Below are 26717 nucleotides of genomic sequence, written 5' to 3'. Positions count from 1 at the left end.
AGTCTGGCATGCGCGCCCCTCCCGTGGATATACTGAACGAACGATCAGTAAGTAATGATCTGCGAGGAGAGGGTCGACGATGACCACCACCACAGAGGCGCCGACCGACACCGACGGCCGCGCACGCTTCGACCAACTGATCGCCTCCGACTCCCGCGTGGAGCCGCGCGACTGGATGCCCGACGACTACCGCCGCACGCTCATCCGGCAGATGTCGCAGCACGCCCACTCCGAGATCATCGGGATGCAGCCGGAGGCCAACTGGATCACGCGCGCCCCGAGCCTGAAGCGCAAGGCGATCCTCATGGCCAAGGTGCAGGACGAAGCGGGCCACGGGCTCTACCTCTACTCCGCGACCGAGACCCTCGGCATCACGCGCGACGAACTCACCGAGCAGCTGCTTTCCGGCCGCGCCAAGTACTCCTCGATCTTCAACTACCCGACCCTCAGCTGGGCCGACATCGGCGCGATCGGCTGGCTGGTCGACGGCGCCGCGATCTGCAACCAGGTGCCGCTCTGCCGCTGCTCGTACGCGCCGTACGGCCGCGCGATGGTCCGGATCTGCAAAGAGGAGTCGTTCCATCAGCGACAGGGCTTCGAGATCCTGCTGACGCTGATGCGCGGCACCCCCGAACAGCAGCGGATGGCACAGGACGCGGTGAACCGCTGGTACTGGCCGTCCTTGATGATGTTCGGACCGCCCGACGGCGACTCCCCCAACTCGGCCCGCTCGATGGCGTGGAAGATCAAGCGCTTCTCGAATGACGACCTGCGTCAGCGCTTCGTCGCGATGCTCGTCCCGCAGGCGGAGGCGCTCGGCGTCACGCTGCCCGACCCGGAGCTCCGCTGGAACGAGGAGCGTCAGGCGTACGACCTGGGCCCCATCGACTGGAGCGAGCTGCAGGAGGTCATCGCGGGTCGCGGCGTCTGCAACGCGCAGCGCCTGCAGCGTCGGCGCGAGGCGCACGAGGACGGCCGCTGGGTGCGGGAGGCGGCGGCCGCGTACGCCGAGAAGCAGCGTTCGGCCCGCGAGACCGCGGAGGCCGTCGCATGACCGCCGAGGCGTGGCCGCTCTGGGAGGTCTTCGTCCGGGCCTCGCGCGGCCTCAGCCACGTGCACGTCGGTTCGCTGCACGCCCCCGACGAGGAGCTGGCGGTGCGGAACGCCCGCGACCTGTACACCCGGCGCGGCGAGGGCGTCTCGATCTGGGTGGTGCGCTCCGACCTGATCACGGCGAGCGACCCGGATGCGAAGGACGCCTTCTTCACCGCGCCGGAGGGCAAGAACTTCCGCCACGCCACCTACTACACCGCCGCAGAGGGGGTGAAGCACCTGTGACCGACACCGACCACGGCCTCGCCGACGCCGACACCGACCACGGCCACGTCGAACTCAGCGCCGTCGTCCTCTCCGAGGAGTTCGTCTCCACCGACGCCCCGGCCTCGCCCGAGGTCGCCGAGTACGCGATGTGGCTGGGCGACGACGCGCTCATCCTGGCGCAGCGCCTGGGCGGTTGGATCACCCGCGCGCCGGAGCTGGAGGAGGATGTCGCCCTCGCGAACATCGCCCTCGACCTGCTCGGCCACGCCCGATCGCTGCTGCGCTACGCCGGCTCGGCGACGGGACGCACCGAGGATGACCTGGCCTACTGGCGCGACGAGACCGGGTTCCGCTCGGCGCACCTGTTCGAGCAGCCGAACGGCGACTTCGCCCACACGATCGTCCGCCAGTTCGCCGCCGCGCACTATCTGCACCCGTTGTACGAGCGGCTGCGCGCATCCACCGATCCGGTGCTCGCCGGCGTCGCCGCCAAGGCGGTGAAGGAGGTCGACTACCACCGCGACCACGCGGACCAGTGGATGCTGCGCCTCGCGCTGGGCACGGACGAGTCGCGCCGCCGCACCCTGCGCGCGATGGAGGACGTCTGGCCGTACGTCGACGAGCTGTTCTCGGACGACGCGGCCGGAGGCGACGACCTGTTCGCCGCACTCGATGGCGTCGCCGTGCGGCCGTCGTCGCTGCGGGAGCCGTTCGAGGCGGAGGTCGCCCCTGTGCTCACGGAGGCGCAGCTGGAGCCGCCGACCGCCTTCCATGCGGCCGGCGGTGGCCGCCTGGGCCGCCACTCCGAGTATCTCGCGCCGCTGCTCGCCGAACTGCAAGTGCTCGCCCGCCAGCATCCGGGGGCGTCGTGGTGACGCATCACGCGGACGCCGCGCGGGCGTGGTCGGCGGTCGCAGCCGTAGTGGACCCCGAGGTGCCGGTGCTCAGCATCGACGATCTGGGCGTGCTGCGTGAGGTGACCGTCTCGGACACCGGCGTCGAGGTCGTCATCACGCCGACGTACTCGGGATGTCCGGCGATGGATGCGATCCGCGAGGATGTCGTGCGCGCCCTGGCCGCGGAGGGGTTCGGCGACGTGCGGGTCCGGCTCGTGCTGTCGCCCGCGTGGACCACCGACTGGATCAGCGCGAAAGGCCGCAGCGCGCTGAAGGAGTACGGCATCGCTCCGCCGTCGGCCGCAGGCCCGGTCCGTCTGAGCATGTCGGTCAAGTGCCCGCACTGCGACTCGCTCGATACGCGCGAGGTGGCGCACTTCGGGTCGACCTCCTGCAAGGCGCTGTTCGTCTGCCGGTCGTGCGGCGAGCCGTTCGACCACTTCAAGGCGCTGTGAGGCCGGACTGATGGCGCGGGCACGGTTCCACACGCTCGCGGTCGCCGAGGTGCGGCCGCTGACGGCGGCGAGCGTCGAGGTCACCTTCGCGGTGCCCGAGGAGCTCCGGGGCGAGTACGACTACCTGCCCGGGCAGCACGTCGCCCTCCGCGCCCACGTCGACGGCCGGGAGCTGCGGCGCAGCTACTCGCTCTGCCGGCCGCCGCTGCCGCCGACCGCCGAACACGCCGGCCGCATCAGCGTCGCGATCAAGCGTGACCTGGGCGGCGCGTTCTCGACCTGGGCGACGAGCGAACTGCGGCCGGGCGACCGGATCGACGTGATGAGCCCGCAGGGCACGTTCACCGTCGACCCATCCCGCGTCGACGGCCGGCACGTCGTCGGCATCGCAGCGGGATCCGGCATCACCCCGTTGATGGCGCTCGCGAGCAGCATCCTCGCGGGCTCCCCCACCGCGCAGTTCACGCTCGTGTACACGAACCGCACGGCCATCGACGTCATGTTCCTGGAGGAGCTCGCCGATCTGAAGGACCGCTACCCGTCCCGGCTCGCGCTGCACCACGTCCTCTCCCGCGAGCAGCGGTCGGCTCCCCTTCTCTCGGGCCGCATCGACGAGGACCGGCTGCGCAGGATGCTCGACACGCTCATCCCGCCGGCGACCGTCGACGAGTGGTTCCTCTGCGGACCGTTCGAGCTCGTCCAGTTGTGCCGCGATGTGCTCGAGACGTACGGGGTGGAGCGGGAGCGCATCCACTTCGAGCTGTTCACGACCGGCGACCCGGTCGAGCCGCGCGGCGACGCCGGCCGTCCGGTGGTCGTGCACGACGGCGAGCGCACAGCCGAGATCGAGTTCACGCTCGACGGGCTCAGCTCGACGGTCACAACACCGGTGGATGCGAACGAGTCGGTGCTGAACGCCGCCCTGCGGGTGCGCCCCGACGTGCCCTTCGCGTGCACCGGCGGTGTCTGCGGGACCTGCCGTGCGCGTCTGGTCAGCGGCGACGTCCGGATGACGGAGAACTACGCGCTGGAGCCCGAGGAGCTCGAGCGCGGCTACGTGCTGACCTGCCAGTCCCATCCCCTCACCGACCGCGTCGTGGTCGACTACGACGTCTGAACAGCGGAGGCCCCGTGATCGACCTGGACATCACCGACGGGATCGCCCGCATCACGCTGAACGCGCCTGAGCGGCTCAACGCGCTCGGCCCGGACGACCTCCGGGCGCTGGATGCGGCCTACGCCGACGCGGAGGCCGCCGGCGTGCGCGCCCTGGTGCTGCGCGGGGAGGGCCGCGCGTTCTGCGCCGGACGCGACATCGCGGGCGTCGACCCCGCGACCGACGACGTGAGCGGCTATCTGGACGGCCTGGTGACGCCGCTGCTTCGGCGCATCGCGGCCTTCCCCGCGCCGACCTTCGCCGCCGCCCAGGGCGCCTGCCTGGGTGTCGGCCTCGGACTCCTGATCGCCACGGATGTCGTCTACGTCGCAGACGACGCGAAGGTCGGCTCCCCGTTCGCCGCCCTGGGGGCCGCCCTCGACTCCGGCGGCCACTGGCTGCTGGTCTCGCGACTCGGTCCGCACCGCGCGCTCGACCTCATCTACTCCGGGCGGCTCCTTTCGGGCGCCGAAGCCGTTGCTGGCGGCCTGTTCTCACGGGCGCTTCCCGCCGACGCCCTGCGCGAAGAGGTGGATGCGGCGGCCGCGGCAGCCGCATCCGGCGCCACCCAGGCCTTCCTCGCGAGCAAGAGGATCGTCTCGGGTCTGCGCGACGGGTCCCTGGACCTGTGGGGATCTGTCGCCGCCGAGAATGCCGCTCAGGCGTCCCTGCGCGACACCGACGACTACCGCGAGGGCTTCCGCGCCTTCCAGGAGAAGCGGAAGCCGGGCTTCACCGGCCACTGAGGCGCTTCCGGTTTCAGCGCACGGTCGCTGCCGACCGGCCGTCAGACGCGGTCGTGCAGCGTGATGTGGTAGCCGTCGAGGTCGGCGAACGTGAACGTGCGGCCGAACGGGCCGTCGATGGGTGCGGCGACGATCGTGCGGCCGTCGGCGACGAGCGCGTCGTGGATGTCCTGGACGTCGGTCGCGTGGAGCCAGATCGCTGCGCCGATCCCGGGCTGCGCTGCTGCGTCGAGGTCGGTGCCGGGCACCAGGTCGCGGAGCGCGAACGCGATCGGCGTCGTGTCGAACACCACGGCGTGCGGAGGCCCTGCCTGCGAGCGGACGAGTCCGAGGTAGCGCTCATAGAAGGCCTGGGATGCGTCGAGATCACGCACCTGCAGGGAGAGGAAGTCGGGTCCGGTGGCGGGCATGGGATGCTCCTTCGTTTTCGTGTCAGTTATCTGACACGGCTCAATCTATGTCAGAATACTGACATGAGTCAAGACGGAGTCGGCGTGGACCTCGAGACGTCGCTGGGCTACCTGCTCAAGGAGGCGTCGAGCACGCTGCGTGCGGCCATGGAGGATGTCCTCCGCCCTCTCGGCATGACCATCACGCACTACTCGTGCCTGGAGCTGCTGTCGCAGCGGCCCGGCCTCTCGAACTCCGAACTCGCGCGCGGAACCTTCGTCACCCGCCAGTCGATGAATGTGCTCCTTCAGGCCCTGGAGCGGGAGGGGGACGTGACGCGCCCGTCGGAGGCACCCGTCGGGAAGGTCCTGCCCACCCGGCTCACCGCGCGCGGCCGTCGGCGCCTCGAGCAGGCGAGCGCGGCCGTGCGATCCGTGGAGGTCCGGATGCTCTCGGGACTCACGGAGACGGAGCAGGCGGCCGCCCGCCGCATCCTGCGGAGCATGATCGCGTCGCTCCGCGGCGAGCGCAGCGGCGGCGGCGGCGTCAAGCCCGGCGGCGGCGTCAGCTGACGCGGGTCGCCAGCAGCCGCTGCACCGCCGACAGCGGGATCGGGATCCACGCCGGCCGGTGCCGCGCCTCGTACGCGATCTCGTACACCGCTTTGTCGAGCTCGAACGCGTCGAGGAGCAGGCGGAAGTCCTCGACCTCGGAGCCGGCGACCGACGCGTACCCGTCGAGGTAGGCCTGGCGGCCGTTCGCGGCCCAGGCCGTCGCATCCACCGGCGTCTCCCTCCGCGCGAGGGAGCCGGCGACGTAGTCGAACGAGCGCAGCATCCCGGCGACATCCCGCATGGTCGCGTCGGGCAGGGCGCGCTCGGCGAGCGGGCGCAGCGGCTCCCCCTCGAAGTCGATGAACTGCCAGCCGCGGTCGGGCGCGTACAGCACCTGGCCCAGGTGGAGGTCGCCGTGGATGCGCTGCAGCAGCGGGAGCGGCGCAGCGGCCGCGTCCTCGTAGACGGCGGCGATCCCGGCCCGGAGGTCCTCGACCTCCGGCACCTCGGTCGTCGTGACCGTGAGACGCCGGAACATGCCGTCGAGGGCGAGCGCGACATCCTCCTTCGTCGCCGGCTTCGTCGGCAGCGAGCGCGCCATGAGGCGGTGCAGCTCCGCGGTGCCGGCGCCCAGCTGATACGCGCGGTCGGTGAAGTCCTCGCCGCGCTCGGCGGCGCTGACCGCCAGCTCCCAGCCGTCCTCCGCGCCCGGCACGAAGTCCTGCATGAGGGCGAGCTCGCCGGATGCGGTCCCGCCCGACGGCGTGGGCCAGCTGCCGGTGAGCCAGCCGAGCAGGGAGGGTGTCCGTCTGGATCCGCCGGCGGTGAGCGCGGCGAGCGTCGAGACGTCGGGGTTCTCGCCGTCCTGCACCACGCGGAACACCTTGATGAGGGCGAGGCGGCCGTCCTCGAGCTCGCCGACGATGGAGGTGTTCGACTGCTCCCCGGTCAGCCGCCGCGACGAGCGCACCGCGATCCGCTCGCCGAGCGTGTGACCCTGCGCGTGCGCATCCCGGCCCTCGGCGTGCTCCTGGCCGGTCATCAGCTGGACGAGGGACGCGACATACGCCTCCTCCGTCGGACCGTCGTAGAGGTACCGTCCTCCGGCCTCGCCGATCAGCGCGGCCTCATCGCCGTCGCGGCTCGCGCGCGCCACGACGGGCACCTGATAGACACGCGGTGTACGGGGTGCCTCGTCGCAGAAGAAGTGGGTGACGACGCGGACATCGGCGTCCACGGGTTCGGCGTCGAACGACGCGAGAAGCCGCAGGCGCGGCTCGACGTTCTTCGTCGAGTACCAGCGCTGACGTCGCATCCACGTCCCGACCAGCTCGGTGAGTTCGGTCATGCCTGAACCGTACGCCCGCTCCGCCGTTTGCGCGCCGCGTCCAGCGAATCCTGAGGATCAGTGCCGGCCGAGCACGACACCGCGGGCGGCCAGGAAGGGCTGCGGGTCGATCTGCAGGCCGTTGACGCGCACCTCGAAGTGCAGGTGGCAGCCGGTCGACAGCCCCGTCGACCCGACCTGGGCGATCGGCTGGCCCGCCGCGACCTGCTGTCCGGCGGTCACCCCGATTCCCCCGTCGCGGATGTGGCCGTAGGCGGTCTGCACGCCCCCGCCGTGGTCGATGAGGATGAAGTTGCCGTATCCGCTGTACGGCCCTGCGCGCACGACCGTACCGGCTGCAGCCGCGTAGATGGTGGTTCCGCAAGCGGCGCCGAGGTCGTCACCGGGATGGAACGGGTCGGTGCCGAGGGGACGCGACGGCCGCGGGCCGAACACGTCGGTGAGCGACCCCTGCACGGGGAGCGCCCACCCGCTCGCGACGAGTGTCGGGTCGGAGGTGAGCACCTGCCAGCCGGAGCCGGCCTCGATCACGGTCGGCGCGGCGGCGAGAGCGGCGGAGGCCGCGTTGACCTGGGCCTGCGCGTCGGCCACGGCCTGCTGGCTGCTGTCGACATCCACCGCTGCGACCGCGTCCGCCGCGTTCTGCGCCTTCTCGGCCCAGCTCTTCGCGAGCTTCTTCTCGGCGGAGGCCTCTCGGATGGCGGCGTCGCGATCCTTCGAGAGGGCGGCGAGCCGGTCGGCGGCGCCCAGCTTGGTCAACAGGTCGCCGGAGCCCTGCAGTGCGGCGCTGAGCGGATCCTGGGTCAGGAAGTGGGTGCCGGACGAACGGATCAGCGCGGTCGCGAACGCGGCGCTCTTGCGCGCCTGCTCGGCTGCGGCGTCGGCCTGCTTCTGCACGGCGTCCGCCGCGGCCTGAGCCTGGTCGTGCTCGCGCTGGGCGGCCTCCGACTCGTTCATCGCGTCGGCCAGTTGCGCCTGCGCCGAGGCGAGGTCGCTGGCCAGCTGCACGGCCCGCTCGAGGTCGGCCGGGTCGACCGTGGGGAACTGCGGGAGGTCGGGAACGCTGAGAGTGATCTCATCCGACGGCGCCGGATCCGGGGCTGCGGGCGGGTTAGGTGCGGGCGGAGCGGGGGACGTCGGAGGAGTCGACGGGCTGGGCGTGGGAGTGGGAGTGGGGGTCGGTGTCGGAGTCGGCGTCGGGTCCGGGGTCGGGGTCGGATCGGGCGTGGGTGTCGAATCCGGTGTCGGGTCGGGATCGCCCGACGGCGTCGGATCCGGTGTCGCTGGCGTGTCGCCCGTCGAATCCGCCCCCGAGGCGCCCGATCCGTCCGTCGCCGCGGGCGCGCACTCGGTGGTGCACTCGTCGGCCACGGCGGGCGAGGAGACGCCCAGCAGGCTGCCGGCGACCAGAACCAGCGCCGCCCACGCGGGAGTCAGGCGCGGCCCCCCGGGTCGCGTCGCTCTCCTGTGTCGTCCGAGCGATGCGTGCATGATCAGAACGGGCCGGCGGCATACGCCGTTCGGCCTGTAGTGAGATGCTCTCACCGCTCGGGGTGGGGAACAAGACACCCGTTCGAGGTCGGATGCGGCTCACAGCATCCGCACGTTACGGTGAGAGATTGTGACCGACAGTACTGCCACCGCGCGCCCGCGACGATCCGCCCGGCGCACGTCCAGCTGGAAGACGTTGCTGCGCGATGTGGTGATCATCTTCGTGGTGGCGGTGCTGGTGTCGTTCCTGATCAAGACGTTCGTCGCCCGCTCGTTCTACATCCCGTCCGGGTCGATGGAGAACACCCTCCAGATCAACGACCGCATCATCGTCAACGAGCTCCAGCCGAAGGTCTTCGGTCTGCAGCGCGGCGATGTCGTCGTGTTCAAGGATCCGGGTGGATGGCTCCCGCCGGCACCGCCGGAGACCGGCAATGCTTTCCAGCAGGGCGTCGGCGCGGTGCTCGACTTCGTGGGTCTGGGCGCTTCGGACTCCGACCAGCACCTGGTCAAGCGCCTCATTGGCCTTCCGGGCGACCACATCAGCTGCTGCAACGCGCTCGGTCAGATGAGCGTGAACGGCGTCCCGCTCAAGGAGCCCTACGTGCTGCTGCCCGCCGGAGTTCAGGCGGTGTCCGAGAAGTCGTTCGACGTGACGGTGCCGGAAGGCTCGGTCTGGGTGATGGGCGACAACCGCTACAACTCGGCCGACTCGCGCTACCACATGGACGACCCGGGCAAGGGCTTCGTGCCGCTCTCCGACGTCGTCGGCAAAGCGTTCGTGATCAGCTGGCCGGCCAGCCACTGGTCGTGGCTCGACGACTACCCCGACGTCTTCCGCGGCGTCGAGCGCGAGGACAAGTAGCCCTCGCCGCTTCCGCCCTCGCCGATTCCCCCCACCGTCGAGTCCGCATACTTTGCACGCCGCGACGGCGCGTCGCGTGCAATTTGTGCGGACTCGACGGTGGGCGGAAAGGGCGCGAGAGTCAGTTCTCGGAGCGGCCGAGGCGCCAGTAGCCCATGAAGGCGACGCGGGAGCGGTCGATGCCGTTGTCCCGGACGAGCAGCCGGCGCAGCGTCTTGACGGCCGCCGACTCCCCCGCGATCCAGGCGTAGAAGCCGGGATGCGTGTCCTCCGGGGTCTCCCACAGGATGTCGCGGTCCACATCCACCTCGTCGAGGTTCTGCGAGGCGGTCGCCGACGCCGCCGCGACGACGTGCGGGTTCTCGGCGAGCCAGCCCTGGACGGCCGGCACGAGTTCGGTTCCCGTCACCGCGTCGCCGCGCCACAGCCAGGTGACGGAGGCGTGAGCCGGCAGCCGGAGCTCGAGAGCGTCGTCCGCCGACGGCACCTCGATGAACGCCCGCGCACGGCACCCGCCGGGCAGCGCTTCGAGGATGGATGCGATGGCCGGCGCAGCTGTTTCGTCACCGACGAGCAGCAGCTCGCGCGCCTCGCCCGGGCGCCAGTCGATGCCGACGCCGCGGTGCTCGCTGCGCGCATCCGGTCCGATCACGACGATCTCGTCGCCGGGGGCCGCGCCGAGCAGCCAGCGGGAGGCGGGGCCGCCGTCCGCGTGGACGACGAAGTCGACGTCGAGCCGGCAGCCATCGGTGTCGATCGCCCGCACGGTGTAGGTGCGGAACGGGTTGCGGAGGTGGTCCGGGAGGGCGCGCCAGCGCTCGTACCAGTCGCCCGCGAAGTGGGCCTCCTCGTCGTCGATGCCGAGGTCGGAGTACGAGCCGTCCGCGAGCGGGAAGAGGAGTTTGATCCGCTGGTCGAGGCACTCGGTCCCGAAGTGCGTGAAGTCGTCGCACCGGAAGGTGACGCGGGTGAAGTGCGGGCTGAGCCGCTGGATCCGCTCGACGGCCACGCGATAGGGCCGGTACGCGGGGCGGGGGCGCTCGGTGCGGGTGGGGGCGAGGATGGTCACGGCGGCCTTCCGAAGCAGGGGCGGGACTAAGGTAAGGCTACACTAACTTCCTCTCGAGGCTCCTGGCGATCCGAGACCGCCGTGCCCGATCCCCCGCCCCGATTCCTTCGCGATCGGGAAGTCCCGGGCCAGAATGTCGAGCAGGGGCCGTCTCGTTCGACGTCCGGTATGAAAGCGTTCGCGATCGAGAGGAAGAACGATGAAGTACATGATGTTCGTGGTCACCGACTCCCAGCGGGACACCGTGTCGGACGAGTCCGATGTCGACATCTGGGTGAACGAGCTGGATGCCGGCGGCAAGCGCGTCATCGGCGAGGTGCTGCAGGCTCCGACCGAATCGCGGGTCGTCCGCGTCCGCGACGGGAAGCGCTACGTCACCGACGGCCCCTTCGCCGAGACCAAGGAGTGGATCTGCGGATTCGACATCCTCGAGGTCGAGGACCTGGACGAGGCCATCGAGATCGCCTCGCGGCACCCGATGGCACGCAACGGCCAGCTCGAGCTGCGCCCGTTCATGCAGTGGGACGAGACCGCCCCGGCGTGAACGGTCGGCCGGTCGTCGTCACGTCCGCGGGCGCGGTCCGCGGACGCGACGACGGCCGTGTGTCCACGTGGCGCGGCATCCGCTACGGCGAGCCGCCGACCGGCCGGCTCCGCTGGCGCGCGCCCGTGCCTGCTGCCCCATGGAGCGGCGTCGTGGATGCGGTCGCCTTCGGGCCGGCGGCGCCGCAGCGCCCCAACCCGGCGGTGCCCCTCGGGCCGCCCGGCGAAACGCGGATGGATGAGGACTGCCTGTTCCTCAACGTCATCCGGCCGTCTTACGAACCCCCGTCCGGCGGTCTCCGTCCGGTGATGGTCTGGCTGCAGGGCGGGGCGTACGCGCTGGGCGCATCAAGCCAGCGCATCTACCGCGGCGACCGGTTCGTGCCGGACGGGGATGTCGTGCTCGTCACCCTGAACCACCGCCTGGGCGCGCTCGGCTTCCTCGACGTACGCAGCGTCGGGGTGGACGACGCGGAGACGAATGTCGCGTTGCGGGATGTGCTGCTCGCGCTCCGCTGGGTGCGCGACAACATCCACGCGTTCGGCGGCGACCCGGACTCGGTGACCGTGTTCGGCCAGAGCGCGGGCGCCGGCCTTGTCACCGCATTGCTCGCTTCTCCCGCGGCGGCCGGCCTGTTCCACCGGGCCATCGCGCAGAGCCCGCCCGCCGGGTCGATGTACGGGCCGGAGCGCGCTGCGACGGTGGCCCGGGCGTTCGTCGAACGGCTCGGCCCCGGCGCGCGGACGCCCGGCGTCCTCCGCGGGGTCCAGGTCGAGGCGATCGTGGATGCGGGCGCAGCTGTGTACACGGAGATCCCGCGCGAACATCCCGGGATGCTCGCCTTCGCCCCGGTCGTCGGCGACGATCTGCTGCCCGAGGCGCCGATCCGTGTGCTCAGCGATGGACGTGGGATGCCCGTCCCGCTCCTCATCGGAAGTACCCACGACGAGGCGACGCTGTTCCGGCTGATGCGGTCGCCGCTGCTCCCGATCCGGCGGACCGCGCTGCGCCGGATGTTCGACGCCATGCGCTCCGAGCAGGAGCGCGGCGGCGCATCCCTCCCCGAGCGCGAGCGGGTGCTCTCGGCCTACGGCCGCCGGCGTCCCGCACGCGGCGTCCGCGTCGCCACCGACATCGCGTTCAGGATGCCGGCCCTCTGGGTCGCCGCAGGGCACTGCGCCGTCGCCCCCACCCACCTCTACCGCTTCGACTTTGCGCCTCCCCTGCTCCGGATCACCGGCGTCGGGGCGTCCCATGCGACGGACCTGCCGTACGTCTGGGGCGAATTCGACGCCCTCCCCCGCGACCCGTCGTTCCTGCTCGGTGGCCGACGGACTGCCGAAGCGGTCTCCGAGCGGATGCGCCGGCGCTGGGCGGACTTCGCCCGCACGGGCGTGCCCGGCACGGGCTGGCCGACGTACGAACCGCACCGCCGTGCGACGCTCGTCATCGGCGCGACCGACCGGGTCGTGCCCGATCTCGACGCCCGCCTGCGTGCCGGCTGGGGCGAGCAGGTCCTGACTTTCGGCTGAGCGTTCCCTCTAGACTCGGCGGCATGCTCGTCATCCCGCTGCTCGTCATGACGCTGTTCGTGTTCGCCCTGGTGGATATCATCCTGCGACCGAGCGACCAGGTGCGGCACCTGCCGAAGCTGGCGTGGGTGTTCGTCGTGATCCTGCTGCCCCTGATCGGCAGCATCCTGTGGTTCGCGGTCGGCCGAGAGTACGCGGCGTCCTCCCGTCCCCGGCGGACGCTCCGGATGCCGGCGGTCCACGCAGAGCCGACAGCGTCGGCCCCGGGGCACGACCTCGCACAGAGCAGCACGGAGGCGCAGCTCGCCGCACTCGAGCGCGAGATCGCGGAGGCCGAACGCGACCAGCGCATCCGGCGGCTCGAGGAGGAGCTGCGGCGGCGGACGGACGCAGGCGAGACGGCCTGACGCACGTCTGCAGAGCCCCGGCTGCGCGACCGGACCTGAGCGGGTCCTGTGCGCCGCGTCATGCGGACGCGGCACACCTCGTCCCTTATGGGTAGGACGGCATCGTCGATACGCCCAAGGATCGGGGGAAACAGAATGGCCGACATCACAACGACGGAGCGCACCTCCGGCAGCGTCGAGCAGCGGAGGGCCGCGTGGATGCAGCTCCGCGGAGCCATCGCGCAGGAGTACGCGGCGAAGCTCCCCGACCTGCTCACGGTCGACGAGTTCGCCCGGTTCGCGGGCATGACCATCGCGCAGGTACGGCACGCGACGACCATCGGCGACCTCGTCATGTCGATCCGCGACGGCCAGCGAGGCATCGCACCCGCCGACAACATCGCGTTCCTGCTCCGGGAGCGGATGCTCCGCCTCCCGGTTCGTGAGCCGTCGTGGGAGCGCAGCGACCCGCGGTCGCTCGCCGTCAGCGAGGCCGCCTACGAGCGGGTGTGGGATGTGGCGATCCGCTACGCCACGACGCCGACGGACGCCCTCGACCGGCTGCTGCTCGCCGCGACGGGCACCGCGCGCGCCGACTGAATCCGCCGGCTGAGCGCGCGGCGGCTCGTCTTGCGACCTCGCGAACGACTCACACGCCGTGGCCGCGCCGATCGGTGAACCAGGCCCAGATGCCGCCCGCGAGCAGGGTCGTCGCGACCGCGCCGGCCACCACGGACGACAGAACGACAGCGCCCGCCCCGAGCGGGGCGACGAACAACGCGATCACACCGACGGCGGACGCCAGCACGCACACGACGCCGACCACGGCTGCCGCGATTGCGGCCACGGTGTCGGCCTCCAGGCGCTGTGCGCGCTCGGGCACTCCCAGAACGTAGTGCTCACGGGAGGAGAGGGCGGTCGGGAGCTCGGTGCGGCTGTCATCGGTCACACCTGCAAGAGACGTCCGATGGCCCCGGAATATGACGCGACGGAGCCGGCTGCGGGACTCGAACCCGCGACCGCTCGCTTACAAGGCGAGTGCTCTACCAACTGAGCTAAGCCGGCGGTGGCGGTCTCCCGCCGACCCCATCCTAGGGCAGCGGGCGGACGCGCCGGATCAGGGAGACGGTGTGGGCGTCGGCGTCGCCGTCGACGAGTACTCGTCGCCCTGCGCCTGCAGCACGAAGGCCTTGAAGTCGTCCGCGCTCGTCAGTGACCCGGTGTAGGGCTTGCCGTTCACCAGCACCAGCAGGGCGTTCGTCATCTTCTTGACGTCCGAGTTCGGGATGGGGCCGCTGAGCGCCCGGTCACTCGCCGTGGTCACCCACGTCTTGAAGCGTCCTTCGTCGATGCAGGAGTCGATCTCGCTCGTGCGGGTCGCGCCCGCCGCATCCACGCGCTTCTTCAGGGTGTCGTCGCTGAGGCCGGGGCCGCCCTCCGCCGGCTGCTTCTCGAACAGCGATGCGTTGAACTTCCAGAAGGCGTTGGGGTCGTAATTGGCCACGCAGGCGGCGGCGTTGGCCGCGCGCAGCGAGTACTTCGTGCCCGCGGAGTGGCTGGTGTAGATCGCGACCGGGTGCATCTCGACGGTCACCGCGCCGTTCTTCACCAGCGGCTCGAGCTGCTCGAGGTTCGTGCGCTGGAAGTCGCCGCACAGCTTGCAGAGGTAGTCGGCGTAGATGCGGATGTCGACCGTGCTGCCCGCCGGGTCCGGCGTGCTCGCGACCGGCTTCGCGTCGGCGGCGAGAGCGGTCGTCGTCTTGACCTTGAGTCCGGAGCCGACGACGACGCCGTCGCTGGCCATGTTCTTGGGACCGGGGACGGTCGGACGGATGGCGCTGACGATCACGACGGCGACGATGGCCACGACCGCGAGGACTCCGAGGACGATGCCGCCGGACAGCAGCAGCCGGTTCCGGCGGTCCCTGCGCTGCTGCGTGGTGCGGAGCTGTCGTGCTTTCTCCCGCGCAGCCGCGCGGACGTCGCTGTTGCGACTGTCGTCGGGATCGGTCATAGGGCTCATATCTTCCGAATACTGCTCTCGGGTCGAACGGGCCGCGCGGGGGACGCGGCGGGTGGCGCACCTCCGGCGCACACAACCGGGAAAGCGTAAACCGGCTGTCTGGGAATCGACCAGACGGTGGCTGGACGCGCGGGTACAGCGGAAACGCGCGGGTTACTGCGCTTGCGGCGAGCATCCGCACGTCCGGGTGGGGCTCCGGTCATGAGCATGTCCGCCGATGCCATATTATGGCCACGTGGCATCGGCGCCCATCGGACGTAGACGCCACGTTCATCCATTCACAACGGATCGTCCGGCACGTACCTGCCGGTGAAGGAGAAAAGAAGAAAATGGCGACAGTCACCTACGACAAGGCGACCCGGCTCTACCCGGGATCGACCCGCCCCGCCGTGGACGCACTGGACCTGGAGATCGCAGACGGGGAGTTCCTCGTGCTCGTCGGTCCCTCCGGTTGCGGCAAGTCCACGTCCCTCCGCATGCTCGCGGGCCTCGAAGAGGTCAACGACGGCAACATCTTCATCGGCGAGCGCAACGTCACCGACGTCCCGCCGAAGGACCGCGACATCGCGATGGTGTTCCAGAACTACGCGCTGTACCCGCACATGACCGTCGCCGAGAACATGGGCTTCGCGCTCAAGATCGCCGGTGTCGGCAAGGAGGAGCGCGCCCAGCGCGTCCTCGAGGCCGCCAAGCTGCTCGACCTGGAGCCGTACCTCGGCCGCAAGCCGAAGGCGCTCTCCGGTGGTCAGCGTCAGCGCGTCGCCATGGGCCGCGCGATCGTGCGTTCGCCCCAGGTGTTCCTCATGGACGAGCCGCTGTCGAACCTCGACGCCAAGCTCCGCGTCCAGACCCGCACGCAGATCGCGTCGCTGACCCGCCGTCTCGGCGTCACCACCGTCTACGTCACGCACGACCAGACCGAGGCGCTGACTATGGGCGACCGCATCGCGGTGCTCAAGGACGGCGTCCTGCAGCAGGTCGGCACCCCGCGCGACCTGTACGCGCAGCCGAACAACGTGTTCGTCGCCGGCTTCATCGGCAGCCCGGCCATGAACCTGTTCACGGCCGATGTCACCGACGGCGGCGTCAAGTTCGGCTCGGCCGTCGTGCCGGTCGAGCGCGACACCATCGCCAACGCCGGTTCGGCTGTCACCATCGGTGTCCGCCCGGAGGACGTCGTCGTGTCGAACACCGAGGGCACCGGCCTCAAGGTCACGGTCGACCTCGTCGAGGAGCTCGGCGCGGACGGCTACCTGTACGGTCACTCCGAGGTCGACGGCAAGCGCACCGACATCGTCGGTCGCGTCGACGGCCGTATCCACCCGAACGCGGGTGACACGGTCTACATCACCCCGAAGCCGGGCCACGTCCACGTCTTCCACGCGGAGTCGGGCGAGCGCCTCGGCGGAGCTGTCGTCGACTAAGGTCCAAGAAGCGATTCCTCACTCTGCCGCAGTCCGGATCGGGCTGCGGCAGAGTGCTTTGCGCCAGCCAGCACCGCCCCACCACCGACCGGAGGACCATCGTGGCCGGATCCGTCAACATCACCGCAGCGACCGTCGACCCGGCGCTTCTCGACCTGCCCTGGAACATTCCGCTGGAGGAGTGGTCGAACGAGCACATCGCCCTCCTGCCGAAGGGCATCAGCCGCCACCTGGTGCGGTTCGCCAACCTCTCCGGCTACGTCATCGCGATCAAGGAGACGACCGCGGAGATGGCGCAGCGCGAGTACGACATGCTGCGGACGCTGCAGCGCCTCGACGTGCCGTGCGTCGATCCCGTCGCCGTGATCAAGAACCGGACCGATGACAACGGCACCCCGCTGAACGCGGCCCTCGTCACCCGGCACCTCAAGTTCTCGCTCCCCTACCGCGCCCTGTTCTCGCAGACCCTCCGGCCGGACACCGCCACCCGCCTGGTCGACGCCCTCGCGGTGCTGCTGGTGCGTCTGCACATCGTCGGCTTTTTCTGGGGCGACGTGTCGCTCTCCAACACCCTGTTCCGTCGTGACGCCGGCGCGTTCGCCGCCTACCTGGTGGATGCGGAGACCGGCCAGCTGTACGAGGGCGGCCTCTCCAACGGGCAGCGCGAGAACGACCTCGAGATCGCGCGGGTCAACATCGCCGGCGAGCTGATGGACCTGGAGGCCGGCGGCCGAGTGGATGAGGAGCTCGACCCGATCAGCCTCTCCGACGGGATCGTGGCAGCGTACCGGAAGCTCTGGAAGGAGCTGACCGGCAGCGAGTCGTTCTCGTCGTCGGAGCGTTGGCGCATCAGCGAGCGCGTGGAGCGGCTGAACGAGCTGGGCTTCGACATCGAGGAGCTGGCGATCAAGACGTCGGACGAGGGCACGAAGGTGCGCATCCAGCCGAAGGTCGTGGATGCCGGCCACCACCAGCGCCGCCTGCTTCGCCTGACGGGCCTCGACACGGGCGAGAACCAGGCCCGGCGCCTGCTCAACGACCTGGACTCGTACGCGGCCACCCTGGGCAAGGAGGGGCTCGACGAGGAGGCCATGGCGCACGAGTGGCTCATGCGCGTGTTCGAGCCGGTCGTGCGCTCGATCCCCGCGGACCTCAAGGGCAAGCTCGAGCCGGCGGAGGTGTTCCATCAGCTGCTGGAGCACCGCTGGTTCATGTCGCAGAAGGAGGGACGCGATGTCCCTCTGGCGGAGGCCCTGACCTCGTACATCAACGACATCCTGCGCCACCGGCGCGACGAGGCGACCGTCATCGCCCCGCCGACCGAGACCATCAGCCTCCCGGTCCTGAGCAGCGGGGCCGCGGCGGACGACGAGGACGAGGACGACGACGACTGGCGGTCGAAGGTCTGACGCCGTCGAAGGTCTGACGCCGTCAAGGTCTGACGCCGCGCGTTATTTCGCGGCGCGGGCCTCGGCGCGCAGCTTCGCGATCTCGTAGAGCGTGACGCTCGCCGCGATGCCGGCGTTCAGCGACTCGGTCGCTGCGGAGATCGGGATCGACACGACGGCGTCGCACGTCTCGGTCACCAAGCGGGACAGGCCCTTGCCTTCACTGCCGACGACGATCACCACGGGCCGGTCGGCGAACGAGAGGCCCGGGAGGCTGACGTCGCCGCCGCCATCGAGGCCGAGCACGAACACTCCGGCCTTCTTGAACTCCTTGAGCGTCTGCGTCAGGTTCGGAGCCATCGCGACGGGCGTGCGTGCGGCCGCCCCGGCCGACGTCTTCCAGGCCGCGGCGGTCATGCCGACCGACCGGCGCTGCGGCACAATCACGCCCTGGCCGCCGAAGGCCGCCGTCGAGCGGATGATCGCCCCGAGGTTGCGCGGGTCGGTGATGCCGTCGAGCGCGACGAACAGCGGGGTCTCCGACGAACGGAGGGTGCGGTCGAGCAGCTCACCGGGGTGCGCGTACTCGTACGGCGGCACCTTCAGGGCGACGCCCTGGTGCACCGCGTCGCGGCCCGCGAGGCGGTCGAGCTCGGGCCGCATGACCTCGAGGATGGGGATGGCCCGGCCCGTCGCGATGGAGAGGATCTCCTTCATGCGGTCGTCGAACTCCACGCGCGCGGCGACATAGAGGGTCGACGCCGGGATGTCGGCCCGCAGGGCCTCGAGCACCGAGTTGCGGCCGGTGACGATCTCGCTCTCGTCTCCGCTCTTCGCCCGACGCGAGGCTCCCGAGGCGCCACGGGGGGCGGTGTCGCGCCCGCTCCGTGCAGCCTTCGCCGCCGCGCGCTCTCGCAGCGCCTTGGCCTTGCCCGCGGGGTGGTAGTCGCGGTCCTCCGCCTTCGGCGTCGGGCCGCGGCCCTCCAGCGCCTTGCGGCCGTGGCCGCCGGTGCCGACCTGGGCGCCCTTCTTGCTCTTGCGCACCGCTCCGGCGCGGGGCTTTCCACCCGAGTTCTTCATGATCCGATGCTCCAATGCGACCCCGTCGGGGTGTCTTCGATGGTGATTCCTGCCGCCGCCAGCTCGTCGCGGATGCGATCGGCTGCGGCGAAGTCGCGTGCGGCCCTGGCCGCCTGCCGGTCGGCGAGAAGCCGACCGATGAGCTCGCCGAGCGCGGAGTCCGCGGCGGTCGAGCCCCCGCTCCGCCACTGCGGCGAGAGCGGGTTGATGCCGAGCACCTCCGTCATCGCGAGAACATGCCCGCGCGCGGTGGCCGCTGCCTCCAAGTCTTCCGCATCCAGCGCCGCGTTGCCTGAACGCACGGTGTCATGGAGCACGGCGAGCGCCTGCGGCACCGCGAGGTCGTCGTCCATCGCCTCGGCGAAGGCGTCGGGGACGACCTCGACGCCGTGCCCGGCGAACCTGGTTCCGGACAGCCGCCGCTCCACGCGCTCGAAGAACCCGGCGATTCGGTCGAGCGCGGCCTCGGCCTCGCTCAGCGAGCCGTCGTGGTAGTCGATGGTCGACCGGTAGTGCGCCGATCCGAGGTAGTAGCGCACGACCAGCGGACGCGCGGCACCAAGCAGATCGGCCGCGTAGACCGAGTTGCCGAGCGACTTGCTCATCTTCTGACCGTTCACGTTGACGAGGCCGTTGTGCACCCAGTAGTTCGCGAAGGCATCCCCCGCCGCCGTCGACTGCGCCAGCTCGTTCTCATGGTGCGGGAAGCGGAGGTCGAGCCCGCCGCCGTGGATGTCGAACTGCGGGCCGAGGTAGCGGCGCGACATGGCCGAGCACTCGATGTGCCAGCCGGGGCGCCCGTCGCCCCAGGGCGAGGGGAACGCCGCCGAGGCGGGCTCGTCGTCCTTCCGGCCTTTCCACAGAGCGAAATCGCGGGGGTCGCGCTTGTCGCGCGGATCTGCGTCGGCCGCGGCCTCCATATTGTCGATGCTCTGCCGGGTGAGCTCGCCGTAGGACGGCCAGCTCTTCACGTCGAAGTAGACGTCGCCTGAGCCGTCCGCCGCGGCATACGCGCGACCGGCGTCGATGAGGCGTTGGATGATCTCCTGCATCTGGGGGATGCTGGCCGTCGCCCGGGGCTCGTAGGTGGGCGGCTGGACACCGATCGCGCGGTACGAGTCACTGAACTCCAGCTCGAAGCGGTAGGCGAGCGCCCACCACTCCTCGCTGCCCCCTGCAGCCTGCGCGGCCGCCGCGTTGACCAGGATCTTGTCGTCGATGTCTGTGACGTTGCGCACCAGCGTGACGTCGAGGCCGCGGTAGCTGAGCCACCGCCGCAGCTGGTCGTAGACGAGGGCCGATCGCAGGTGCCCGATATGCGGCGACGACTGCACGGTGGGCCCGCACACGTACATTCCGACCTCGCCGTCGCGCAACGGGACGAAGTCGCGCAGAGCGCCCGCCTTGGTGTCGTAGAGCCGAAGAGTCACGGCATAAGCCTACGGGCCACGCCCCGGCCGTCGCTCCGTCATGACCGAGTTGGGGAAAACCTCGCCCTGTCGCGGGTTGTGGACGGATTCAGCCCAGGAGCAGCGCCGTCGCCTGCGCGGTGATCCCCTCGCCGCGTCCGGTGAAGCCGAGCCCGTCCGTCGTGGTCGCCCCGACCGACACCGGAGCCCCGAGGATCGCCGAGAGGCGCTCCTGCGCCTCCTGCCGGCGCGGCGCGAACTTCGGCCGGTTGCCGACCACCTGGACGGCCACGTTCCCGATCCGGAATCCCGCCTCCTCCACGAGGCGCCGGGCCTCGGCGAGGAACACATCCCCATGGGCGCCCGAGAACCGCGGATCGCCCGTCCCGAACACCCCGCCGATGTCGCCAAGCCCCGCGGCGGACAGCAGCGCGTCGACGATCGCGTGCGCCACGGCGTCGCCGTCGCTGTGGCCGGCGAGCCCCGGCTCCCCCGGCCAGTGCAGCCCGGCGAGCCACAGTTCCGCGGCTTCGTCGAAGGCGTGCGTGTCGCTCCCGCTGCCGATCCTCGGCGTCGTGGATCCCGTGAGCAGCTCCTCGGCCCGCCGCAGATCCCACGGCGTGGTCACCTTGAAAGCGTGCGCGTCGCCGGGCACCACATCCACCCGGAAGCCTGCGGCGGCGACGAGCCCGGCGTCGTCTGTCTCGTCGCTCTCGGCCAGCGCGTACGCCGCCAGCAGCTGCTCGCGCGGGAACCCCTGCGGCGTCTGCACGGCCGACAGCGCGGAACGGTCGACGGTCTCGTGCACCTGGCCGTCGTCACCGACGCGCTTCACCGTGTCGCTGACCGGCAGGCCGGGGATCACGCCGTATCCGCGCTCGACCACCGCATCCACCACCGCATCGAACAGTTCGGTCGGCGCGAGCGCCCGGGCGGCGTCGTGAACGAGGACGATGTCGGCTCGCGCATCCACCACGGCGAGCCCCTCCGCGACGGACGACTGCCGGGTCGCGCCGCCGGCCACGACCGTCACCGGGCCGCCGATCGCGCGCCGCGCCAGGGCTTCGGCCTCGTCGAGACGGTCGGACGGCACGACCACGATCGGGTCGACAGCATGCCGCATGCCGCGGACGGCATGGAGCGACCGCTCGAGCAGCGTCAGGCCGTGCAACGGCACGAAAGCCTTCGGGAGCTCGGCGCCCAGGCGCGTGCCCGATCCTGCTGCCACGACGACGACCGCGACGCGCGGTCCGGGGATGCTGTCCACGCGTCGAGCGTACCCGGCGGCCCGCTCCGCGCACGATGAAGGCCCCGCCGCACGGAGCGACGGGGCCTTCGAATTCGTCGGGAGAGCCTAGGAGGCCAGCACCTCGTCGAGCAGGCTGGAGGCCTTCTCGTCGTCGGTCTTCTCTGCGAGCGCGAGCTCGGAGATCAGGATCTGGCGGGCCTTGGCGAGCATGCGCTTCTCACCGGCGGAGAGACCGCGGTCCTGGTCGCGACGCCACAGGTCGCGGACGACCTCGGAGACCTTGATGACATCGCCGGAAGCGAGCTTCTCCAGGTTGGCCTTGTAGCGGCGGGACCAGTTGGTCGGCTCCTCGGTGAACGGAGCGCGCAGCACCTCGAAGACGCGGTCGAGACCCTCGCGGCCGATGACATCGCGCACACCGACCAGATCGACGTTCTCGGCGGGGACCTCGATGGTCAGGTCGCCCTGCGTCACGTTGAGCTTGAGGTACAGCTTCTCTTCACCCTTGATGATTCTCTTCTTGACTTCGGTGATCGTTGCGGCACCGTGGTGCGGATAGACGACGGTCTCGCCAACCTCGAAAAGCATAGATTTGTTGTCCCTTCAGCAATGAATAGGATACCACATGAGGCACGTGCTAAGGTTCGCCCTCACGCCTCCCGACGCCCCGGACGACCCCTCCGGATGGGATAGAGTTGCAGGGGAAAATCACCGGGAGGGTCATTCAGTGAAAGCTCGAGTCGCGGCGTCCGTCGCCCTCGCCCTGGCCGTCGCGTTCGGCACCGCGGGATGCGGTTTCATCGCCCCACAGGCCACCACGAAGCACTACGACGCGAGCGACGGCGTGAGCGGGAATGTCGGCTCGATCGACGTCCGCAACGCGATCATCGTCACCGACGCGAAAGACGGAACGGTCGGCAATCTCGTCGTGACCCTCGTGAACACCGACACCAAGAGCCACCGCGTCGCCATCAGCGCCGGCGACCAGAGCTCCAGCGCGGCGTACGTCACCGTCCAGCCCGGCCAAGTCAAGCAGCTCGGCCAGGACCCGGAGAACGGCGGCACCGGCAACGTCCTCATCCCGGAGTTCACCACCAAGCCCGGCGCCCTGTTCCCCGTCTACTTCCAGTACGGCGACCAGACCGGCGTCAACCTCAAGGTCCCGGTGCTCGACGGCCAGCTGCCCGAGTATGCGAGCCTCGTGCCGCCGACCATCCTCCCGGCCGCGGGCTGATCACCGGCGGCACCCCAGACAGCAGAAGCCGCCCCGCGCATCGCGTGGGGCGGCTTCTTCGTGTTCGGGACGAGCGGCCCGGGAGACGCCTCAGGCGTTGAAGCGGTAGCCCAGCCCGCGCACGGTCACCAGCATCCGCGGCTCCGACGGGCTCTCCTCGATGCGCGAGCGGATGCGCTTGATGTGCACGTCGAGTGTCTTGGTGTCGCCGAAGTAGTCGCTCCCCCACACCCGGTCGATCAGCTGGCCACGGGTCAGCACGCGTCCGGCGTTGCGCAGCAGCAGCTCGAGCAGCTCGAATTCCTTCAGCGGCATGGAGATCTCCGCGCCGTTCACGGCGACCGTGTGGCGGTCCACATCCATCCGCACCGTTCCGGCCTCGAGCACGCCGTCATCCTGCTGCTCCTCCTCGTCGACGCGGCGGCGGAGCACCGCACGGATGCGCGCCAGCAGCTCCCGCGACGAGTACGGCTTCGTGACGTAGTCGTCGGCGCCGAGCTCCAGCCCGACCACGATGTCCACCTCGGAGTCCTTGGCGGTCAGCATGATGATCGGAACGTTCGAGCGGGTGCGGATCTCGCGGCACACCTCGGTGCCCGGGATGCCCGGGAGCATGAGGTCGAGCAGGATGAGGTCGGCGCCGTCGCGGTCGAAGGCGGCCAGCGCGGACGGGCCGTCCTCCGCGACCTCCACCTCGTAGCCCTCCCGCTTGAGCAGGTAAGCGAGCGGCTCGCTGAGCGAGGCCTCATCCTCGACGAGCAGGATGGATGTCACTGGTTGTCTCCTAACGGGGGTCGGACACTGGATGCCTCGGGCAACCGGATCGTGAATGTGGAACCGCGGCCGGGCTGCGACCAGACGCGCACCTCGCCGCCGTGGTTCTGCACGGCGTGCTTGACGATGGAGAGGCCGAGCCCGGTGCCGCCGGTGTTGCGCGAGCGGGCCTGGTCGACGCGGAAGAAGCGCTCGAACACCCGGTCGAGGTCCTCCTCGGGGATCCCTTCGCCCTGGTCGGTCACCGCGATCTCCACCACGCCTCCGGTGTTGCGGACGCCGATCCCGATGCGGGAGTCGTCGGGCGAGTACTGGATGGCGTTCGAGATGAGGTTGTGGACGGCCGTGACCAGCAGGTTCTCGTTGCCGATGACCTGGGCGTCCTTGTCGCCGCGCATGGCGATCTCGATGTTGCGGGTCTCCGCGGCCACGCGGTTCTGATCGATGGCGGCCTTGACGACCTTGCTGGCGGACAGCTCGGTCGCGTTGCCCAGCGCATCCGTCGCCTGGAGCCGGCTCAGCTCGATGATGTCCTGCGTGATGCGGGCGAGACGCTGCGCCTCCTCCGACAGCCGCAGGGCGAAGCGGCGCACCTGCTCCGGGTCGTCGGAAGCGCCGTCGAGCGCCTCGGCGAGCAGGCTGACGGCTCCGATCGGCGTCTTGAGCTCGTGGCTGATGTTCGCGACGAAATCGCGGCGCACCGCATCCAGCCGGAACGACTCGGTGCGGTCCTCCGCGAGAAGCAGGATGTAGCGCGAGCCGAGCCGGGCGACGCGCACGCTCAGATGGATGCCGGCGTCGCCGAACGGCCCGCGCGACAGCTCGCACTCCTCGGTGAGCGACTCTCCGCTCCGTCGCACCCGGTTCACCAGGTCGACGAGGTGCGGGTGCACGAGGGCGCCGTTCCAGACCAGGCCGATGGCGTGGGCGCCCGGCGACGCCTTGATGACGTTGTTGGACGGGTCGAGCACGACGCCGGCGGACTCGAGCGCGTCCAGCACCTGGTCGACGCCGTCCGGCACCGCCGGGTTGACCACCTCGGCGGCGTGATGGCCGCGTCGCGCGGCGATGTGCAGGATCCACACGAAACCGGCGCCGACGGCGAGCCCCAGGCCCAGCGACAGCAGCACCAACCAGGTGGAGTCCATGGCCCCAAGCGTAGGTGATCACGATGCACGCGCATGGACGCATCCCGCCACCGGCCGCGTGTTTTCGCGGGTACGTTAGACAGTGTTCAGCCAGGGGGCACCGTTTGTTAACCTGCCACGGCGAACATGCAATACGGGGTCAGAAGGCCCCGACATCCCGCGTGCCCGCGCACGCCAGGAAGGACCACACCCCATGCGCGAAGTCTTCCAGCAGGAGCTGGCGGAAGTTCAGGACCGCCTCGTCGAGATCGCCGAGCTGGTCGTCCGCTCCATCCAGAACGCCACGCAGGCGTTCAACGACTCGGATGTGACGCTCGCCGAGGACGTCATCGCGAATGACCACCGCATCGACGAGCTGACGGTGCTGCTCGACGAGCTGTCCATCCAGATCCTCGCCCGGCAGCAGCCCGTCGCCCGCGATCTGCGCATCGTCGTGAGCGCGCTCCGCATCAGCGCGTCGCTCGAGCGGATGGGCGACATGGCCGAGCACATCGCGCAGCTGGCCCGGTACCGATTCCCGGACAAGGTCGTGCCGAAGAGCCTCCGGTCGACGTTCGCCGAAATGGGGCGCCTCGACGTGCAGATCGCGCAGAAGCTGGCCGAGCTGCTCCGCTCGCAGGACCTCCGTCTCGCGGACGAGATCCGCAACGACGACGACGACATCGACGAGCTGCACATCAGCGTCTTCGACAAGGTGCTCGGCGAGACGTGGAAGGGCCAGGCCGTCGACACGGTCGACGCGACCCTCGCCTCCCGCTACCACGAGCGCTTCGCCGACCACGCGGTCTCGATCGCCAAAAAGGTGCAGTACCTCGCCACCGGCGACTGGGCGCCCGAGCTCGCCTCCTAGTCCACTCCCCGACTCAAGCCAACAGCTCCTGAGTTTTTCGCCTCGCGCTCCGGCGTTTCGCGCGAAAAACTCAGGAGCTGTTGGCTTGAGTCAGGGGCGTCAGGGGCGGAGGGGCGCGAGGGGGATGCGCGCGGCGACGGTTCGGGTGGAGTGCGGAGCGCGGGCGACGACGGAGAGCTCCGCGAGGAGGGCGTGCTCGCCGGGGTGCAGACGGCCGGCTGACTGGTCCGTGACGTGCGGACGGTAGCCGTCTCGCAGGTGGCGCTGGTCGCGGATGACGACGCCGGCGGCCTCCAGCGCATCCACCACCGCGAGGTGCAGCGCATGCAGCGGCTCGGAGGCGCGCAGCACCGTCACCGGAACCGTCCGGTGGGCTCCGAACCGCTCGCGGGCTGCAGCGACGACCGGGATGGGCGGAACACGCGGGATGAGCGCGGCGACCGCATCCGCATCGAGTTCGGTGTCGAACGGCGGCACGATGGTGACATGCAGCGGCCAGTCGCCGGCCGGAAACGTGGCCGGAAACACGTCGTCGCCGCGTCCCCGGAGGAACGCGACGACGACGAAGGTGCTGGTCGTGGCTACTTCTTGCCCTGCGCGGCGACCGCGGCGGCACCGGCGGCCGCTGCCTCCGGGTCGAGGTAGTACGACGGCTCGAGCGGCGTGAAGTCCTCGCCGAGCTTGTAGACGAGCGGGATGCCGGTCGGGATGTTGAGGCCGGCGATGTCCTCGTCGGAGATGCCGTCGAGGTGCTTCACCAGGGCGCGCAGCGAGTTGCCGTGCGCGGTGACGAGCACCGTCTTGCCCTCGGCGAGGTCGCGCGTGATGTCCGACTCCCAGTAGGGCAGCATCCGGGCGATGACGTCCTTCAGGCACTCGGTGCGCGGCAGGTCGTCGCCCAGACCCGCGTAGCGCGGGTCGCCGACCTGCGAGAACTCGCTGTCGTCGGCGAGCGGCGGCGGCGGCACGTCGAACGAGCGACGCCACAGCTGGAACTGCTCCGGACCGTACTTCTCGAGCGTCTCGGCCTTGTCGAGGCCCTGCAGCGCGCCGTAGTGACGCTCGTTGAGCCGCCAGGAGCGCTCGACGGGGATCCACAGACGGTCGGCGACGTCGAGCGCGTAGTTCGCGGTCTGGATCGCGCGCGTCAGGACGGACGTGTGCAGCACATCGGGCTCGAGCCCGGAGTCGCGGAGCAGTTCGCCCGCCCGCTTCGCCTCGGCGACGCCGGTCTCGCTGAGTCGCACGTCGACCCAGCCGGTGAACAGGTTCTTCTCGTTCCACTCGCTGCTGCCGTGGCGCAGGAGGATCAGGGTGTAGGGAGCGGCCATGCCCCCAATCTATCGCGTCGCCGGTGCCGGCGAGCGCGGCGGAGACCCGCCCGCT

30 protein-coding genes and 1 tRNA gene are annotated in these 26717 nt (G+C 70.4%); 16 read left to right on the top strand and 15 right to left on the bottom strand.

What is annotated here, in order from left to right; genetic code table 11:
• The first annotated feature begins 79 nt into the window (after positions 1–79).
• The 6 genes from paaA to AXZ95_RS16010 are packed head-to-tail and all read left to right on the top strand — an operon-like array spanning position 80 to position 4573.
• On the top strand, positions 80–1054 hold the full coding sequence (gene paaA, locus AXZ95_RS16035) for a 1,2-phenylacetyl-CoA epoxidase subunit PaaA (protein ID WP_018191775.1): 975 nt from the start codon (positions 80–82) through the stop codon (positions 1052–1054).
• Positions 1051–1338: a 1,2-phenylacetyl-CoA epoxidase subunit PaaB gene (gene paaB / locus AXZ95_RS16030; protein ID WP_018191776.1), complete on the top strand. Its 288-nt coding sequence runs from the start codon at positions 1051–1053 to the stop codon at positions 1336–1338. Before paaA ends, paaB begins: the two co-directional genes overlap by 4 nt.
• Entirely contained in the window at positions 1335–2195 is an 861-nt protein-coding gene (paaC, locus tag AXZ95_RS16025; RefSeq protein ID WP_018191777.1) for a 1,2-phenylacetyl-CoA epoxidase subunit PaaC, read from the top strand. Before paaB ends, paaC begins: the two co-directional genes overlap by 4 nt.
• The gene (paaD, locus tag AXZ95_RS16020; RefSeq protein WP_018191778.1) at positions 2189–2671 is read left to right on the top strand and encodes a 1,2-phenylacetyl-CoA epoxidase subunit PaaD; all 483 of its coding nucleotides are present in this window, start codon (positions 2189–2191) and stop codon (positions 2669–2671) included. The genes paaC and paaD overlap by 7 nt, the downstream gene beginning before the upstream one ends.
• 10 nt (positions 2672–2681) lie before the next feature.
• On the top strand, positions 2682–3788 hold the full coding sequence (gene paaE, locus AXZ95_RS16015; RefSeq protein WP_018191779.1) for a 1,2-phenylacetyl-CoA epoxidase subunit PaaE: 1107 nt from the start codon (positions 2682–2684) through the stop codon (positions 3786–3788).
• A gap of 14 nt (positions 3789–3802) precedes the next feature.
• Complete coding sequence (locus tag AXZ95_RS16010) at positions 3803–4573, top strand: enoyl-CoA hydratase-related protein (RefSeq protein ID WP_018191780.1); 771 nt, start codon at positions 3803–3805, stop codon at positions 4571–4573.
• Between the two features lie 41 nt (positions 4574–4614).
• Here AXZ95_RS16010 and AXZ95_RS16005 read toward each other — a convergent pair whose 3' ends face one another.
• Positions 4615–4983, bottom strand: coding sequence for a VOC family protein (locus tag AXZ95_RS16005; protein ID WP_018191781.1), 369 nt, complete (start codon positions 4981–4983; stop codon positions 4615–4617).
• 63 nt (positions 4984–5046) lie between these two features.
• Between AXZ95_RS16005 and AXZ95_RS16000 the strand changes: the two genes are divergently transcribed.
• Positions 5047–5535, top strand: a complete 489-nt coding sequence (locus AXZ95_RS16000; RefSeq protein WP_018191782.1) for a MarR family transcriptional regulator — start codon at positions 5047–5049, stop codon at positions 5533–5535.
• Here AXZ95_RS16000 and AXZ95_RS15995 read toward each other — a convergent pair.
• Both AXZ95_RS15995 and AXZ95_RS15990 read right to left on the bottom strand, forming a co-directional pair.
• On the bottom strand, positions 5528–6865 hold the full coding sequence (locus AXZ95_RS15995) for a phosphotransferase (RefSeq protein WP_018191783.1): 1338 nt from the start codon (positions 6863–6865) through the stop codon (positions 5528–5530). The genes AXZ95_RS16000 and AXZ95_RS15995 overlap by 8 nt on opposite strands.
• 57 nt (positions 6866–6922) lie before the next feature.
• Positions 6923–8356, bottom strand: a complete 1434-nt coding sequence (locus AXZ95_RS15990) for a M23 family metallopeptidase (RefSeq protein ID WP_231374455.1) — start codon at positions 8354–8356, stop codon at positions 6923–6925.
• 130 nt (positions 8357–8486) lie between these two features.
• Here AXZ95_RS15990 and lepB point away from each other — a divergent pair, with 130 nt between their 5' ends.
• Positions 8487–9221, top strand: a complete 735-nt coding sequence (gene lepB, locus AXZ95_RS15980; RefSeq protein ID WP_026307261.1) for a signal peptidase I — start codon at positions 8487–8489, stop codon at positions 9219–9221.
• 121 nt (positions 9222–9342) lie between these two features.
• On the opposite strand, the gene AXZ95_RS15975 is transcribed toward lepB, so the two are convergent.
• Positions 9343–10290, bottom strand: a complete 948-nt coding sequence (locus tag AXZ95_RS15975) for a siderophore-interacting protein (RefSeq protein ID WP_018191787.1) — start codon at positions 10288–10290, stop codon at positions 9343–9345.
• A 199-nt stretch (positions 10291–10489) separates the two neighbouring features.
• Here AXZ95_RS15975 and AXZ95_RS15970 point away from each other — a divergent pair, with 199 nt between their 5' ends.
• The 4 genes from AXZ95_RS15970 (at position 10490) to AXZ95_RS15955 (ending at position 13352) form a co-directional block, all read left to right on the top strand.
• Complete coding sequence (locus AXZ95_RS15970) at positions 10490–10834, top strand: YciI family protein (protein ID WP_018191788.1); 345 nt, start codon at positions 10490–10492, stop codon at positions 10832–10834.
• A complete protein-coding gene (locus tag AXZ95_RS15965) occupies positions 10831–12366 on the top strand; it encodes a carboxylesterase/lipase family protein (RefSeq protein WP_018191789.1) in 1536 nt (511 codons plus the stop codon). The genes AXZ95_RS15970 and AXZ95_RS15965 overlap by 4 nt, the downstream gene beginning before the upstream one ends.
• Positions 12367–12389: 23 nt before the next feature.
• A complete protein-coding gene (locus AXZ95_RS15960; RefSeq protein ID WP_018191790.1) occupies positions 12390–12773 on the top strand; it encodes a PLD nuclease N-terminal domain-containing protein in 384 nt (127 codons plus the stop codon).
• A 135-nt stretch (positions 12774–12908) separates the two neighbouring features.
• Positions 12909–13352: a hypothetical protein gene (locus AXZ95_RS15955; RefSeq protein WP_018191791.1), complete on the top strand. Its 444-nt coding sequence runs from the start codon at positions 12909–12911 to the stop codon at positions 13350–13352.
• Positions 13353–13401: 49 nt separating this feature from the next.
• Here the strand turns inward: AXZ95_RS15955 and AXZ95_RS15950 are convergent, their stop codons facing one another.
• The 3 genes from AXZ95_RS15950 to AXZ95_RS15940 form a co-directional block, all read right to left on the bottom strand.
• A complete protein-coding gene (locus AXZ95_RS15950) occupies positions 13402–13701 on the bottom strand; it encodes a hypothetical protein (protein WP_018191792.1) in 300 nt (99 codons plus the stop codon).
• Between the two features lie 43 nt (positions 13702–13744).
• Positions 13745–13817, bottom strand: a tRNA-Thr gene (locus tag AXZ95_RS15945).
• 52 nt (positions 13818–13869) lie between these two features.
• Positions 13870–14766, bottom strand: coding sequence for a thioredoxin domain-containing protein (locus tag AXZ95_RS15940; protein ID WP_018191793.1), 897 nt, complete (start codon positions 14764–14766; stop codon positions 13870–13872).
• Between the two features lie 338 nt (positions 14767–15104).
• On the opposite strand from AXZ95_RS15940, the gene ugpC reads away from it, so the two are divergent.
• Both ugpC and AXZ95_RS15930 read left to right on the top strand, forming a co-directional pair.
• The gene (ugpC, locus tag AXZ95_RS15935; protein ID WP_018191794.1) at positions 15105–16199 is read left to right on the top strand and encodes a sn-glycerol-3-phosphate ABC transporter ATP-binding protein UgpC; all 1095 of its coding nucleotides are present in this window, start codon (positions 15105–15107) and stop codon (positions 16197–16199) included.
• 101 nt (positions 16200–16300) lie between these two features.
• Positions 16301–17608 (top strand): DUF4032 domain-containing protein, encoded by a 1308-nt coding sequence (locus AXZ95_RS15930; protein ID WP_018191795.1) that lies wholly within the window; start codon positions 16301–16303, stop codon positions 17606–17608.
• A gap of 42 nt (positions 17609–17650) precedes the next feature.
• Here the strand turns inward: AXZ95_RS15930 and rlmB are convergent, their stop codons facing one another.
• The 4 genes from rlmB to AXZ95_RS15910 all read right to left on the bottom strand — a co-directional run bounded on the left by rlmB (position 17651) and on the right by AXZ95_RS15910 (position 21913).
• On the bottom strand, positions 17651–18667 hold the full coding sequence (rlmB, locus tag AXZ95_RS15925; protein WP_018191796.1) for a 23S rRNA (guanosine(2251)-2'-O)-methyltransferase RlmB: 1017 nt from the start codon (positions 18665–18667) through the stop codon (positions 17651–17653).
• Positions 18664–20097 (bottom strand): cysteine--tRNA ligase, encoded by a 1434-nt coding sequence (gene cysS / locus AXZ95_RS15920; protein ID WP_018191797.1) that lies wholly within the window; start codon positions 20095–20097, stop codon positions 18664–18666. Before cysS ends, rlmB begins: the two co-directional genes overlap by 4 nt.
• Positions 20098–20185: 88 nt before the next feature.
• On the bottom strand, positions 20186–21343 hold the full coding sequence (locus AXZ95_RS15915; RefSeq protein ID WP_018191798.1) for a bifunctional 2-C-methyl-D-erythritol 4-phosphate cytidylyltransferase/2-C-methyl-D-erythritol 2,4-cyclodiphosphate synthase: 1158 nt from the start codon (positions 21341–21343) through the stop codon (positions 20186–20188).
• Positions 21344–21430: 87 nt separating this feature from the next.
• Positions 21431–21913 (bottom strand): CarD family transcriptional regulator, encoded by a 483-nt coding sequence (locus AXZ95_RS15910; RefSeq protein ID WP_018191799.1) that lies wholly within the window; start codon positions 21911–21913, stop codon positions 21431–21433.
• A 139-nt stretch (positions 21914–22052) separates the two neighbouring features.
• Here AXZ95_RS15910 and AXZ95_RS15905 point away from each other — a divergent pair, with 139 nt between their 5' ends.
• Positions 22053–22559 (top strand): hypothetical protein, encoded by a 507-nt coding sequence (locus AXZ95_RS15905; RefSeq protein ID WP_018191800.1) that lies wholly within the window; start codon positions 22053–22055, stop codon positions 22557–22559.
• A gap of 90 nt (positions 22560–22649) precedes the next feature.
• On the opposite strand, the gene AXZ95_RS15900 is transcribed toward AXZ95_RS15905, so the two are convergent.
• Positions 22650–23333, bottom strand: coding sequence for a response regulator transcription factor (locus AXZ95_RS15900; RefSeq protein WP_018191801.1), 684 nt, complete (start codon positions 23331–23333; stop codon positions 22650–22652).
• Positions 23330–24481, bottom strand: a complete 1152-nt coding sequence (locus AXZ95_RS15895) for an ATP-binding protein (RefSeq protein WP_018191802.1) — start codon at positions 24479–24481, stop codon at positions 23330–23332. The genes AXZ95_RS15900 and AXZ95_RS15895 overlap by 4 nt, the downstream gene beginning before the upstream one ends.
• A 193-nt stretch (positions 24482–24674) precedes the next feature.
• Between AXZ95_RS15895 and phoU the strand changes: the two genes are divergently transcribed.
• Entirely contained in the window at positions 24675–25331 is a 657-nt protein-coding gene (gene phoU, locus AXZ95_RS15890) for a phosphate signaling complex protein PhoU (RefSeq protein WP_018191803.1), read from the top strand.
• A gap of 99 nt (positions 25332–25430) precedes the next feature.
• On the opposite strand, the gene AXZ95_RS15885 is transcribed toward phoU, so the two are convergent.
• Together AXZ95_RS15885 and AXZ95_RS15880 are read right to left on the bottom strand one after the other, a co-directional pair.
• Positions 25431–25859 carry a 2'-5' RNA ligase family protein gene (locus AXZ95_RS15885; protein WP_018191804.1) on the bottom strand — a complete coding sequence of 143 codons (429 nt, stop codon included), beginning with the start codon at positions 25857–25859 and terminating at the stop codon, positions 25431–25433.
• A gap of 53 nt (positions 25860–25912) precedes the next feature.
• On the bottom strand, positions 25913–26662 hold the full coding sequence (locus tag AXZ95_RS15880) for a phosphoglyceromutase (protein ID WP_018191805.1): 750 nt from the start codon (positions 26660–26662) through the stop codon (positions 25913–25915).
• Positions 26663–26717 lie beyond the last annotated feature (55 nt).

The sequence above is a fragment of the Leifsonia sp. 115AMFTsu3.1 genome, assembly GCF_004362795.1.
Classification (GTDB): Bacteria; Actinomycetota; Actinomycetes; order Actinomycetales; family Microbacteriaceae; genus Leifsonia.
The sequence above is the reverse complement of the archived record's forward strand: the minus strand, read 5'-3'. Positions and strand labels throughout refer to the sequence as shown.